Origin of the sequence: Methylobacterium sp. Leaf125, assembly GCF_001423085.1 — a bacterium.
Lineage (GTDB): Bacteria > Pseudomonadota > Alphaproteobacteria > Rhizobiales > Beijerinckiaceae > Methylobacterium.
In genome coordinates this window covers 1-12,739 of record NZ_LMNU01000031.1, presented here as the reverse complement: position 1 = coordinate 12,739, position 12,739 = coordinate 1, and the positions used below count along the sequence as shown (strand labels likewise).

Annotated in this window: 10 protein-coding genes and 1 pseudogene; 8 read left to right on the top strand and 3 right to left on the bottom strand. The window is 71.6% G+C overall.

The features are described 5' to 3' along the window. From ASF58_RS27270 to ASF58_RS18305, 7 genes and pseudogenes are all read left to right on the top strand, one after another. A pseudogene (locus tag ASF58_RS27270) lies at window positions 1-137 on the top strand (sugar transporter); the annotation flags it as partial. A gap of 218 nt (window positions 138-355) precedes the next feature. After that, complete coding sequence (locus ASF58_RS18330; RefSeq protein WP_082513168.1) at window positions 356-1,504, top strand: branched-chain amino acid ABC transporter substrate-binding protein; 1,149 nt, start codon at window positions 356-358, stop codon at window positions 1,502-1,504. A gap of 234 nt (window positions 1,505-1,738) precedes the next feature. Further along, window positions 1,739-2,851, top strand: a complete 1,113-nt coding sequence (locus tag ASF58_RS18325; protein WP_055955747.1) for an ABC transporter substrate-binding protein — start codon at window positions 1,739-1,741, stop codon at window positions 2,849-2,851. 419 nt (window positions 2,852-3,270) lie between these two features. Continuing rightward, complete coding sequence (locus ASF58_RS18320) at window positions 3,271-4,671, top strand: deoxyribodipyrimidine photo-lyase (RefSeq protein WP_055955744.1); 1,401 nt, start codon at window positions 3,271-3,273, stop codon at window positions 4,669-4,671. A 185-nt stretch (window positions 4,672-4,856) separates the two neighbouring features. Then, window positions 4,857-6,194, top strand: a complete 1,338-nt coding sequence (locus tag ASF58_RS18315; RefSeq protein ID WP_055955753.1) for a chloride channel protein — start codon at window positions 4,857-4,859, stop codon at window positions 6,192-6,194. 59 nt (window positions 6,195-6,253) lie between these two features. Continuing rightward, entirely contained in the window at window positions 6,254-6,433 is a 180-nt protein-coding gene (locus tag ASF58_RS18310; RefSeq protein ID WP_055955741.1) for a DUF1328 domain-containing protein, read from the top strand. Window positions 6,434-6,443: 10 nt separating this feature from the next. Then, window positions 6,444-7,298 (top strand): SDR family NAD(P)-dependent oxidoreductase, encoded by an 855-nt coding sequence (locus tag ASF58_RS18305; RefSeq protein WP_055955739.1) that lies wholly within the window; start codon window positions 6,444-6,446, stop codon window positions 7,296-7,298. A gap of 342 nt (window positions 7,299-7,640) precedes the next feature. On the opposite strand, the gene ASF58_RS18300 is transcribed toward ASF58_RS18305, so the two are convergent. After that, a complete protein-coding gene (locus ASF58_RS18300; RefSeq protein ID WP_055955736.1) occupies window positions 7,641-9,329 on the bottom strand; it encodes a lysine--tRNA ligase in 1,689 nt (562 codons plus the stop codon). A 229-nt stretch (window positions 9,330-9,558) separates the two neighbouring features. Here ASF58_RS18300 and ASF58_RS18295 point away from each other — a divergent pair, with 229 nt between their 5' ends. Beyond that, complete coding sequence (locus ASF58_RS18295) at window positions 9,559-10,728, top strand: MFS transporter (RefSeq protein WP_055955733.1); 1,170 nt, start codon at window positions 9,559-9,561, stop codon at window positions 10,726-10,728. 6 nt (window positions 10,729-10,734) lie between these two features. On the opposite strand, the gene ASF58_RS18290 is transcribed toward ASF58_RS18295, so the two are convergent. Continuing rightward, entirely contained in the window at window positions 10,735-11,553 is an 819-nt protein-coding gene (locus ASF58_RS18290) for a glutathione S-transferase family protein (protein WP_055955730.1), read from the bottom strand. 93 nt (window positions 11,554-11,646) lie between these two features. Continuing rightward, window positions 11,647-12,465 (bottom strand): transporter substrate-binding domain-containing protein, encoded by an 819-nt coding sequence (locus tag ASF58_RS18285; protein WP_055955750.1) that lies wholly within the window; start codon window positions 12,463-12,465, stop codon window positions 11,647-11,649. Between the last annotated feature and the right edge of the window lie 274 nt (window positions 12,466-12,739).

The following is a 12,739-nucleotide window of genomic DNA, read 5'->3' as shown; positions in this document are numbered from 1 at the left end:
CCTTCCGCATGCGCAACCGCGACCTCGTCTACGTCTCCAACGCCCCCTTCACCGAGGTCCAGAAGGTCCTCTCCGTCTTCTCGACCGTCACCGCGCCGATCACTGCCGGCGCCTCGGTCTACGCCACGGCCCGCTGACGGCGTGAGCCGCGGGCGCGGACGTGCCGCGCCCGCGGCGCGCGTCCGCCCCGAAGGTCCCCCTTGCGTTCTGGCGCGGCATCGCGCACGGGTCGCTCGGGCTCGAGCGATGCCGGACGGCACGGGGCCGTGGACCCGGTGCACGCGCCGAACCTTGGCGGCTGGCCGATCCGCCTCTATCTGTAAGCGAGGTCGACCGAGGCGTGAGACGGGGCGGGATGAGGTTCAGACGCGCGGCCCGGCGCTTCGGGCGCGCCGGCGGCTTGGCTGGCAGCGGCTTGGCTGGCAGCCTGTTCCTCGCCGCCGCGATCCTCGGCGCCGCGCCGGCCCGGGCCGACGTCGTGATCGGCGTCGCCGTCCCGCGCTCGGGCGCCTACGTGGCCGTCGGCGAGCAGGTCCTGCGCGGGGTCCAGGCCGCCGCGCGCGATGCCAATGCCAGGGGCGGCCTCGACGGCCAGACCATCGTGCTCGACGTGCAGGACGATGCCTGCGATTCGAACAAGGCCGTGGCGGTGGCCAACCACTACGCGACCCAGGGCGTGCGCCTCGTGGTCGGGCACGTCTGCTCGAACGCATCGTTGGCGGCCTCCGAGGTCTACGCCGCCAACGGCACGGTGATGATCACCGCCGCCTCCGTCGCCGCCAAGCTCACCGATCGGGGCCTGCCGACGATCTTCCGGGTCTGCGGGCGCGACGACGATCAGGCCAAGCTCTCGGCCACCGTGCTGGCCGAGCGGTTCCGCGAGAAGAAGATCGCCATCCTGAACGACCTGACGCCGGGCTCGCGCAACCTCGCCGCCGCCACGAAGGAAAACCTCAACCGGATCGGCATCAACGAGGCCCTCGCCACCGCCTTCGCGGCGGGCGATGCCGACGATGCGGCCCTCGCCGACCGGCTCAGGGAGGCGGGGATCGCGGTGGCGTATTACGGCGGGGACGCCCGCGAGATGGGCCGCCTCGTGCGGATCTCCGCGGAGCGGGGCTTCAAGCCGCAATGGTTCGGGACCTCCGCCATCGCCACCCAGGAATTCGCGACCATCGCCGGCCCCGCCAGCAACGGCGTGCTGATGACCTTCTACCTCGATCCCCGCCGCAAGCCGGAGGCCGCCGCCGTGGTCGCGGCCTTCAAGGCGGAGGGGGTCGAGCCCGAAGGATCGACGATCTACGGCTACGCCGCCCTCCAGGCCCTCGTGGCGGCCGGCACCTTCGCGCATACGGCGGACTCGAAGCGGATCGCCGCCACCCTGCACGCGGAGCGCTTCGACCTCGTGCTCGGCTCGGTGGGGTTCGATGGCAAGGGGGACGTCACCGCCCAGGGCTATGTCCTCTACGTCTGGAACGACGGCGCCTTCACGTACGCCAAGTAGCGCGACAGGCGCCAAGTCGCGTGGATCACGGGCCGAGTCGCGTGGATCACGGGGGCCGGCCGATCGGGCGCGGGCCGCCGCGGCCTGGGTGACGTCCGGTCTGCCGGTGCGGGTCCTCCGCACGTTTCGGGATCGTTTCCGGCCCTTCGTCGTTCGTGAACGGCGGACGTTCGAGCCGCGGATCGGCCGCGACGCGGCGTAACAGGACGATTCGAGATCTCTCAGCGAGGCGTCATGCCCCCATCCTCCGCGCGCCCGACGACCGGGCGCCGTGCTCTCCTCTCCGCGGGCCTCGGTGGCGCGGCCACCCTCCTGGCCCGCCCCGTGCGGGCCGAGGCGACGCCGGATCTGCGCTGGCGGCTGGCCTGCGCCTTCCCCAAGAACCTCGACATCCTGTTCGGCGCGACCGACATGCTCGCCCGCATCGTCGCGGAGGCCACCGACGGCCGCTTCCAGATCCAACCCTCGGGGCCCGGCGAGCCGGTGCCGGCCGAGGGCCTCCTCGATGCCGTGGCCGCCGGCACCGTCGAGATGGGCTACGGCCCGGCGACCCTGGGGCTCGCCAAGGATCCGACCTTCGCCCTGGCCACCGCCCTGCCCTTCGGCCTGAATGCGCGGGGCCAGAGCGCCTGGTGGCTCCAGGGGGGGGCTGCCGACCTTTTCGGGGAGATCTTCGCCAAGCACGGGCTCGTCGCCCTCCCGGCCGGCAATACCGGCGCGCAGATGGGTGGCTGGTTCCGTCGCGAGATCAAGGCACAGGCGGACCTCCAGGGCCTGAAGATGCGGATCGGTGGTCTCGGCGGACAGGTTCTGGCCAAGCTCGGGGTGGTGCCGCAGGCCACCGCGGGGCCGGACATCTACGCCGCCCTCGAGACCAAGGCGATCGATGCCGCCGAGTGGATCGGCCCCTACGACGACGAGAAGCTCGGGCTGCAGAAGGTGGCCCCGACCTATCACTATCCCGGCTTCTGGGAGGGCGCCTCGACGCTGCATCTCTGGATCCAGGCCGAGGCCTGGAAGGGCCTGCCCAAGAGCTACCGGGCGGTGCTCCAGGCGGCGGCCGCCCAGGTCCATGCCGACGTTCAGGCCAAGTACGACGCGCGCAACCCGCGCGCCCTGCGCCGCCTCGTGGCGGGCGGGGCGCAACTGCGTCCGTTCCCCCAGGAGGTGATGGAACTGGCTCTGAAGACCGCCAATGACGTCTATGCCGAGATCGGCGCCAAGAACGCCGACTTCAAGCGGGTCCACGAGGCCATGAAGACCTTCCGGAACGAGGAATACCTCTGGTTCCAGGTGGCGGAGTACACCTACGACAACTTCATGATCCGCGCCCGTGCGCGCGGCTAGCGCGGTCGGGACAGAAAAAAGGCCGCTCCGAAGAGCGGCCCGAAGTCTAGGGAGGAAACGCCCAAGGAGGGCAGCAGGACCGCGACGCCATCGCGTTCCCGCAATGCACAATCTGATCCTCTCACGCAGAATTGCAAGCCGGATAGGGCAGCAGCCATGTCGCTTTTCGTGCTGCGGAGCACATTGCCCAAATCATGTATCCAAAATGACGCACCCGAGCAGACGCAAATCTTCGTGACTTCCGCAAGGGGTGGTCTCAAGTGAAGCAGCACTAAAGGGTTGTTCGAATTCAGTTTTCGCACGCCCGCAGGCCGCATTTTTCGACCTCGATCCAGCCGGGCTGGCCCGTACTGCCTGGGGCGTCGCGAGGGGCGGCGCCTCGACCTTTCTCGATGAGCACCAGGAGGCGATGAGCGACGATGGGGATTCAGGCGGGACGAATTCGGATCCTCAGGGAAGCCGAGCCCCGGGCGGACGGGCGCTACGTGCTCTACCTGCTGCAGCAGGCGAATCGGGCCCATGAGAATCCGGCGCTCGAGCTCGCGATCGAGGAGGCCAACCGGCTCGGCCTGCCGGTGCTCGCCGCCTTCGGGCTGCTCGACGGCAAGAGTGGCTTCCCGGAAGCCAATGCCCGGCACTACGCCTTCCTGCTGCAGGGGCTCGCCGACGCGGCGTCGGGGCTCAAGGCCCGGGGCATCGGCTTCTGCCTGCGGAAAGCCTCCCCCGCCCGGGTCGCCATCGATCTGGCCCGGGACGCCGCCCTCCTCGTTCTCGACCGCGGCTACCTCGCGATCCAGAAGCGCTGGTACGGCGAGATCGTCGAGGCCGTCGACACCCGGATCGTACAGGTGGAGGGGGACGTCGTGGTGCCGGTGGAGGTCGCCTCGGGCAAGCACGAATACGCCGCCCGCACCCTACGCCCGAAGTTGCACAGGCACCTCGACGACTACGTCGCTGCCCTGACCGCCCGGACGGTGAAGCACCGGGCCGGCCGCGACCTGCCGACATCGGAGGTCGACATCGCCGACCCGGCCAAGGTGCTGGCCGGCATGAGCCTCGACCGCGCGGTCGGACCGGTGCGCCGCTTCACCGGTGGGGAGACCGAGGCGCGCCGGCGTCTCCACGCCTATCTCGAGGGCCCGTTCGCCGATTACGGCAGCGACCGCAACCGGCCCGAAGCCGGGGCGGCCTCCCACATGAGCCCCTACCTGCACTTCGGACAGATCTCCCCCGTGGAGATCGTGCGGGCGGTTCGGGCCGCCCAGGCGGGTGGGCCTGAGGACAAGGCCTCCTACGTCGAAGAGGTCGTCATCCGCCGGGAACTGGCGATGAACCACGTCCACTACACGGACGGCTACGACCGCTACGAGCGCGCCGTTCCCGAATGGGCCCGCAAGGTCCTGGCCGACCATGCCGACGACACCCGGCCGAACACCTATACCGAGACCGAGCTCGCGGAAGGACGGACGCACGACGTCTACTGGAACGCCGCCCAGGCCGAGATGCGCGAGACCGGCTACATGCACAACCACCTGCGCATGTACTGGGGCAAGAAGATCCTCGAATGGTCGCCCTCCCCCGAGGAGGGCTTCGCCCGAACGCTGCGGCTCAACAACCGCTACTTCCTCGACGGACGCGACCCGAACTCCTTCACCAACGTCGCCTGGGTCTACGGCCTGCACGACCGCCCCTGGGCCCGCCGCGAAATCTTCGGGACGGTGCGCTATCAGAGCGAGAATTCCCTGCGGAAATTCGACGCCAAGGCGTATCTCCGGACCGTCGAAGACCTGTGCCGGGCGGAAGCGGAGGACAAGGCTTAAGGTCCGCCGGGGTATGCCCCTTGCCTGAGCCTCACCCGACCCCCTCCCCTGACTGACCCGCCCGAGCCCCGGATCGCATGCCCCGAACCCGTCCCGCCAAGGTGCTGCGCGTGAAGGTCCTGCGCGTGAAGGTGCTGCGCGCCAAGGTCCTGCGCGCCAAGGTCCGGTCCGGGGTGATGCCGCGCATGCGGCGCCTGCGCGGAGCCACCCGCGACGCGTTCGGGCTGTGGCGTCACCGCCTGCTGTTCCTCGTCGGCGGCATCGGCGTCGGGCTCGCCGCCGTCCTGATGGCGGGGCTCGCCGATGCCGCCCAGGGCGCGTTCCGGCAGGGGCTCGGCGTGTCGCCCTGGGTGGCCCTCGGCCTGACGCCCTTCGGCTTCGCCCTCTGCGCCTGGCTGGCCCGGGAGGTCTTCCCGAACGCCCAGGGATCCGGCATCCCCCAGGTGATCGCCGCGCGCCAGACCGGACAACTCGCCCTGCGCCGGGCTCTCGTGTCCCTCAGGGTGGCGGCGGGCAAGATCGTGGTGATGAGCCTCGGCCTGCTGTTCGGTGCCTCCACCGGGCGGGAGGGTCCGACGGTGCAGGTCGGGGCCGCGATCATGGCGGCCGCCGGCCACCTCACGCCGGAACGCGTCCCGGGGCTGATCCTCGCCGGCGGCGCGGCCGGGGTCGCGGCGGCGTTCAACACGCCGCTCGCCGGCATCGTGTTCGGCATCGAGGAACTCGGCCGGGCCTACGAGGCCCGCACCGGGGGACTGATCGTCGCCGCCATCGTGGCGGCCGGGCTGACCGCGATGGCGCTCACCGGCAACTACACCTATTTCGGCACGTCCAGCGCCACCCTGCCGTTCGGGCCGGGCTGGATCGCCGTGCCGGTGATCGGGGCGCTGGGGGGGCTGGCCGGCGGCGGGTTCGCCCGGATCGTGATCCTGTTCGCCCGCGGCTTGCCGGGGCGCCTCGGGGGCGCCATCGCCGCCCGTCCCGTGGCCTTCGCGGCAGCCTGCGGCCTCGGCGTCGCGCTGTGTGGCCTCGCCTCGGGTGGAACGGTCTACGGCACCGGCTACGAAGAGGCGCGCGCCCTCCTGCACGGCACCGCGGAGTCCCATCCGGACTTCGCGCCGCTGAAGTTCGTCGCGTCGCTGCTCTCGGCGATCAGCGGCATTCCCGGCGGACTGTTCGCGCCCTCCCTCAGCGTCGGGGCCGGCCTCGGCGCCGCCCTGCAGGGCTGGTTCTCGGGTGTGCCGGTGGCCGCCCTCGTGCTCCTCGGCATGGTCGCCTACCTGACCGGGGCCCTGCAGGCGCCGATCACCGCCTTCGTCATCGTCACGGAGATGACCCAGGACCACGCCCTGATGATCCCCCTCATGGTCACGGCGCTGATCGCCGATGCGGTCTCGAAGGCGGTCTGCCGCGAAGGGCTCTATCATGCCCTGGCGCACATCCTCCTGGAGCGTGCCGGAACCGAGGCTCGCCCGGCGGGGCCGGCGCCCTCCGGACATGCCGCGCAAAACAGCCGAGCTTGAGCGGAACGCTTGCGTCCGCAGGCGGTTATCGGTCGGTTCCGCGAGCTGGAGTGTTGCGCATGACCCTGTTGAAATGGGCCCTCATCTGTTTCGTGATCTCCCTCCTCGCGGGCGGTCTCGGCTTCACCGGGATCGCCTCGGGTGCCGGCTCCCTGGCCCGTATCCTGTTCGGCCTGTTCCTGGTGGTGGCCATCGTCATCGTGGTCGTCGCCTTCGCCATCGGGCAGGCGGTGTTCTAGGATCGCGTCCGTGACCGGCCGGATCGCCCTCGTCACCGGTGCCACCTCCGGGATCGGCACCGAGACGGCGCTCGGCCTGGCCCGGGCGGGGTTCCGCGTCGGGCTCGTGGGTCGGGATGCCGGCCGCACCGGCCGCACGGCCGAGGAGATCCGTGCCGCGGTACCGGGCGCGCAGGTCGACGGCTTCGTCGCCGACCTGTCGAGCCAGGCCGAGATCCGCCGCCTCGCCGCGGAGGTCCGGGCGCTGTATCCGCGCCTCGACGTGCTGGTGAACAACGCCGGTGCGATCTTCGACCGCTACGCCACGACGGTGGATGGGATCGAGCGGACCTGGGCGCTGGACCACCTCGCCTATCTCCAACTCAGCCTCGCGCTCCTCGATCTCCTGAAGGCCAGTGCGCCGGCCCGCATCGTCAGCGTGGCCTCGACCGCGCATCGACGCGGCCGCATCGCCTTCGACGATATCGGCCACGCGCGGCGCTACAGCGCGATCACGGTCTATTCCCAGGCCAAGCTCGGCAACGTGCTGGTCAGTGCGGCCCTGGCGCGGCGGCTCGCGGGCACCGGCGTCACCAGCAACGCCCTCCATCCCGGTGTCATCGCCAGCGGCTTCGCGTCGGAGACGGGGGGCTGGTTCGGCCTGGGCTGGCGCCTGATCCGCCCATTCCTGACGAAGCCCGCGGACGGTGCGGCGACGTCCCTGTACCTCGCCACCGCGCCGGAGGTCCAAGGCCAGACGGGCCTCTATTTCGACCGGTGCAAGCCGGTGGCGCCCTCGGCCCGGGGCCGGGACACGGCGCTCCAGGAACGGGTCTGGGCCCTCAGTCTGGCGCAGCTCGGCCTGACGGATCCGACCGATCGGTGACGAAGAAGAAGCCCTGATACGCAAGGGCGAGGGCGCTTGAAAACCATTTCATGCACTGGGCGCATGCCCGCTCCCCCACGGGAGCAATTGCATGGTGCGGTGCGGGATGGCATCTGATCGCCATGCACCGCGGCGATGGCGTCGCCGCGGTGTGCCCTTCTTGGGCGTTTCCTCCCTAGACTTCGGGCCGCTCCCTCACCGGGGCGGCCTTTTTTCTGTCCAGTGGATGGGCGTTCTATCCGGCCCTCGCTGCGCCGACAAGCACAATTGTGCGCAATCACACCTCGATACGCAGACATTATTCTGCGCCGCTCCCGGGCGAGCGACGCAGGATCGTCCGTCTCAGGCGGGCGGGGCGTCCGCCAGGAGGGCCCCGGACAGGAAGGCCCCGGACAGGGCCTGGGCGATCAGGGCCCGGGTCTCGGCGACGCCGTAGAGGGCGATGAACGAGCCGAAGCGCGGGCCGCGCGCCTCGCCGAACAGCACGTTGTAGATCGTGGTGAACCAGGCCTGCGACACGCCGGGGCGCCCGTCCGGGCTCTTGGCCTTGCCGGACAGGTCCGGGAAGTGTCGGCGTCCGACCTCGTAGACCGCCGCCTGCAGGCTCTCCGGATCGACGGAGCCCTCGTGCACGGCGAGGGTCTGCGCGAGATCCTCCAGGGCCGCCCGCTCGGCCTCGGTGGCCGCCCGGTAGGTCTTGGCCGGACGCACCAGATCCCGGAAGTAGGCCAGCGCGTGGCCGACGAGTCGGGCCAGGACGGGGTGGGTCTCCGGCCCCACATCCGGATCGTAGCGGCGGATGAAGCCCCACAGCACCGCCGGGTCCTCGGTGTTGGCCACCGCCGCGAGGTTGAGGAGCATGGCGAAGTTCAGCGCGCCGCCCTTGCCCACGGCCTCGGCCGCCGGCGGATGCCCGGCATGCAGGTGCCAGACCGGGTTGCCGAGCTTCTGCGCCGGCTCCTGGGCCGGGTACTTCTCGAGGAAACCGAGATAGTCGTCGACCTGCCGCGGGATCATCTCGACGAAGAGGCGCTTGGCCTCGCGCGGCTTGTTGTACATGAACAGCGCCAGGCTGTCGGCCGTGCCGTAGACGAGCCAATCGTCGATCGAGAGGCCGTTGCCCTTCGACTTCGAGATCTTCTTGCCGTCCTTGTCGAGGAAGAGCTCGTAGTTGAAGCCCTCCGGCGGTTCGCCGCCCAGCGCCCTGGCGATCTCGCCCGAGAGCTTGACGGAATCGATGAGGTCCTTGCCGGCCATCTCGTAGTCGATGCCGAGGGCCACCCACCGCATGGCCCAGTCGGGCTTCCACTGCAGCTTGGCGTGCCCGCCGGTCACCGGAGTCTCGTACCCCTCGCCGGTCTTGGGGTCGCGCCAGACCAGCGTCCCGGCCGAGACCCGGACCTCGTCGATGGCCACCTGCATGACCTCCCCCGTCACCGGGTGGATGGGCAGGAACGGCGAGTAGCTCGCGGAGCGCTCGGCCCGCAGCGACGGGAGCATGATCGCCATCACGGCCTCGTAGCGCTCCAGCACCGTGAGGAGGGCCGTGTCGAACGCGCCCGAGCGGTAGCACTCGGTGGCCGAGCGGAACTCGTAATCGAAGCCGAAGGCGTCGAGGAAGCGGCGCAATTCGGCGTTGTTGTGCGCGCCGAAGCTGTCATGGGTGCCGAACGGGTCCGGGACGCGGGTCAGCGGCTGGTTCAGGGCACCGATCAGCAGGGGCTTGTTCGGAACGTTGTCCGGCACCTTTCGCAGACCGTCCATGTCGTCCGAGAAGGCGATCAGCCGGGTCGGCACGCTGTCGTTGGTCAGGACCCGGAAGGCGTAGCGCACCATCGAGGTGCGGGCGACCTCGCCGAAGGTGCCGATATGCGGCAGGCCCGAGGGCCCGTAGCCGGTCTCGAACAGGACCTCCGCTTTCGGGCGGCGGTCCAGCCGCGCCACGAGCTTGCGCGCCTCCTCGAAGGGCCAGGCCGCGGCGGTGGCGGCCGCCGCGATGAGATCGGGGTCGGAGGGAAGCGGGGACGGCATGGACAGCGTCAGTTCTGCAAGAATTGTCGGGAACGGGTGAGCGCGAAGGGCGGCACCCTAGGGAGGGCGACCCGGAGGGTCAACGCGGCCGGACCGGGCGCGGCGCGCGGACCCGCCGGGCGCGGGTGACGCGATCGCCGGGGCCGTCCGGCTTCACACCTTTGCCGCGTCCGCCTGCGAAACACCCGCCCACCCCGTTGCGCGGGCCCCGTCCCGCCCGAAAGTGCCCATGACCGCACGCTCTCTCTCCGCCTCCGCGCGCCGCGATGGCCCGGCGTCCGGCACGGCCGAGCGACGCGCCACCCGGCTCCTGTTCCTCATCGTCGGCTTCGGCGTCGCGGCCTGGGCGCCCCTGGTGCCCGTCGTCAAGGCGCGGGCCGGCCTCGACGACGGCACCCTCGGCCTGCTCCTCCTCTGCCTCGGCATCGGCTCCCTCGCCACCATGCCGGTGGCCGGCGCCCTGGCCGGACGCCTCGGGACCCGCCCCGTCCTGGCCGCCGCCGTGCTCGTCACCGGGGCGGCGCTGATGGCCCTGTCCCGGGCCGCGGACCTGCTCGTCCTGGCCGTCGCCCTGACCGGGCTCGGCGTCGGCCTCGGCCTGCTCGATTGCCTGATGAACCTGCAGGCGGTGGCGGTGGAGCGCCGGGCGGGACGACCGATGATGTCGGGCTTCCACGGCCTCTACAGCCTCGGCTGCCTTCTCGGCGCGGCCGGCTTCAGCGCCCTCCTGAGCCTCGGCCTGATGCCGGCCGCCGCCACCCTCACCGGGGTCGCCGCCATCGCGGCCGCCTTCCTCGCGGCCCTGCCGGGCATTCTCCCGACGGTCGCGGACGGCCCCCGCGGCCCGGCCTTCGCCCTGCCGCGGGGGCCGGTGCTCCGCATCGGGCTCCTGTGCTTCGTGGTCTTCCTGACGGAGGGCTCGGCCCTCGACTGGAGCGGCGTCTTCCTGATCCAGGAGCGCGGCCTCGATCCGGCCTGGGCCGGCCTCGGCTACGCGGCCTTCTCCCTGACCATGACGGCGGGCCGCCTCACCGGCGACGCCCTCGTGCGCCGGGTCGGACGCCGCCGCATCGTCGTCCTGGGCGCACTCCTCGCCGCCGCCGGGCTCGGCCTCGTCACGGCGGTGCCGCTCTGGCCGGTGACGCTCCTTGGCTACGCCCTGGTGGGGGCGGGCTGCGCCAACATCGTGCCGGTGCTGTTCACCGCCGCCGGCCGGCAGGAGGCGGTGCCCGCCGCCCTCGCGATCCCGGCCGTGACCACGCTGGGCTATGCCGGGGTGCTCGCCGGCCCGGCCGCGATCGGGCTCCTCGCCCACGCCACCAGCCTGACCCTGGCCTTCCTGGCGGTGGCCGCCCTCCTCCTCGCCGTCGTGGCCGGCGCCCGTCGCCTGCGACTCTGAGGACGATCATCCGGTGAAAGGGTCGGCCAGGGGGGACGGCCAGGAGAAGCGGATGGTGTCGTCGCGGAGCCCGGCGAGCACGACCGCGATGCCGCCCGAGCGGATCATCCCGTCGAGGCGATGGTCGCGGTCTTCACGGCGGCGTCCGCCGGAGGTGTCGAGGTCGGCGGCGTCGACCATCCTGGCGTCGACCATCCTGGCGGCGGCCGCGTCGAACTCGGCGAAGGTCGCCGCCACCGCGGGGCGCGCGCTCACCCGGGCATGCCAGCGGGCGAGCGGGCTCCCCGGCGCCGGCCCGAGGCCGTAATGCACCGAACGGTTGACCATTGGGGCCGCCGCCGCATCGGCCCAGCCGAAGCCCGCACCGCCGAACCACGTGGCCGCGCCGAGGCGCTCCGACAGCCAGCCCTGGAGCACCGCCGTCTGCTGCGCCGCCTGGGCGCGCAGCTGCGCCGCGAGGTCCCCGGGGGCCCGGCGGAACCACAACACCTCGCCGAACCCCCCGTTCACCGCCTCGGACTGGGTGTCGCAGACGTCCTCGGTGAGCCGTGCGAAGGCCCGCGCCGCGGGCTCGGACGGCAGCAGCGGCGGCTCCGGCCAGCGCTCCTCGACGGATTCGAGGATCACCGTGGATTCGAACAGCGTCACGTCCCCGTCGAGGAGCACCGGTACCTCGGTGCGGGGATTGGCGGCCGCGAAGGGCCCCGCGTCCCGTCCCGTGCCGAAGCACTCGGGGAGTTCCGCCGTGAACGGCACGCCCTTCTCCCGGAGCGCGATCGTGATCTTCTGAGCATAGGACGAGAGCGGGTGCTCGTAGAGCAGCATGACGGAAGGCTCCTCGGCGCGGGCTGCGTCCCGCCTCAAGGCCCGATCACCGCGTGGGGAGGGCCGGGCCGCCAGGACAGCGCACACGGACCCTCAGAACGGGCTCACCGGGAAGAACCGCAGGTACAGCTCGGCATACTTTCCCTCGTCCCACAGGCGCTGGAGCGCGTCGTCGAGGGCCCGCGCCAGGGCCGGGTCGTCGGGGCGGGTGACGAGGCCGATGCCCTCGCCGAAGTAGCGGTTCTCGAGGTAGTCGCCGCCCGTGAAGGCGCAGCAGCCCCCGGCGTCCACGCCGCCGATCCAGAGGGCGAGGTTGAGGCCGTCGGCGAAGACGTAGTCGACCTCGCCCCGGCGCAGGGCGCCCTCGGCGGTGGCCAGGTCGGTGAAGTCCTTGGCCGTCGCCTTGGGGAAGAACGCCCTGAGGTAGGCCGCGTGGGCGGTGCCGCCGACCACGCCGACGCTCCGATCCGCCAGGGCGGTCGCCGAGGGGGCGGGCAGCCCCTTGTCGGTGCGGGCGGCGAAGCGGGCCGGCCAGCGGAAATAGGGGCGCGTGGCGAGGAAGCGGGCGCGCAGGGCCGGCGTCAGGGGAATCGCCGCGGCGACCACGTCCCCCTGCCGGTCGGCCAGGGCGTCGAGGAGGGTGTCGAAGCGCCGGGCCTGAACCGTGCAGGTCATGGCCAGGCGCTCGCAGACCGCGCGGGCGAGCTCGACCACGAAGCCCGTCGGCGTACCGTCCGGGCCGGCGAAGTGCAGGGGCGGGAAGTCGTCGTCGGTGAGGAAGCGGACCGTTCGCGCGCTCGGCTGGGTTTCCATGCGCTCCTGGCGGGCGCGGGGGTTCCAGAAGTTGGGGATCGTCACGCCCTCGGCCCGGGCCGCCGGAGCGGAGCCGAGACCGCACACGAGCGCCGCCAGGGCACAAGCCGCCGCCCGGCCCCGGACTCGCCTTGCCTTTCGGCCGACAAACGCGGAAGTTGCAAGGGTGGCGCGCAGGTTGCGCGTGGAAACGGACTGGCTCACGGCCCTCCCCTAGCACATCCGCGGGCCGCCGGGAGGTCGCGCGCGGTGTCGCTTCGCGGTTTCAGCACCCCCGACTGTCCGACGTCAGCACCTGTGGGACAGAATGAGGGTCTTCCCGAACGGAGGATGGCTGGTTCATCGTAGCCCCTGAGGAGCGAAGATGAAGCAG

Excerpts from the sequence above, each read along its gene's own strand:
- ASF58_RS18330 (WP_082513168.1), top strand. The coding sequence starts at position 356 with ATGAGGTTCAGACGCGCGGCCCGGCGCTTCGGGCGCGCCGGCGGCTTG.
- ASF58_RS18325 (WP_055955747.1), top strand. The coding sequence starts at position 1,739 with ATGCCCCCATCCTCCGCGCGCCCGACGACCGGGCGCCGTGCTCTCCTC.
- ASF58_RS18320 (WP_055955744.1), top strand. The coding sequence starts at position 3,271 with ATGGGGATTCAGGCGGGACGAATTCGGATCCTCAGGGAAGCCGAGCCC.
- ASF58_RS18315 (WP_055955753.1), top strand. The coding sequence starts at position 4,857 with ATGCGGCGCCTGCGCGGAGCCACCCGCGACGCGTTCGGGCTGTGGCGT.
- ASF58_RS18310 (WP_055955741.1), top strand. The coding sequence starts at position 6,254 with ATGACCCTGTTGAAATGGGCCCTCATCTGTTTCGTGATCTCCCTCCTC.
- ASF58_RS18300 (WP_055955736.1), bottom strand. The coding sequence starts at position 9,329 with ATGCCGTCCCCGCTTCCCTCCGACCCCGATCTCATCGCGGCGGCCGCC.
- ASF58_RS18295 (WP_055955733.1), top strand. The coding sequence starts at position 9,559 with ATGACCGCACGCTCTCTCTCCGCCTCCGCGCGCCGCGATGGCCCGGCG.
- ASF58_RS18290 (WP_055955730.1), bottom strand. The coding sequence starts at position 11,553 with ATGCTGCTCTACGAGCACCCGCTCTCGTCCTATGCTCAGAAGATCACG.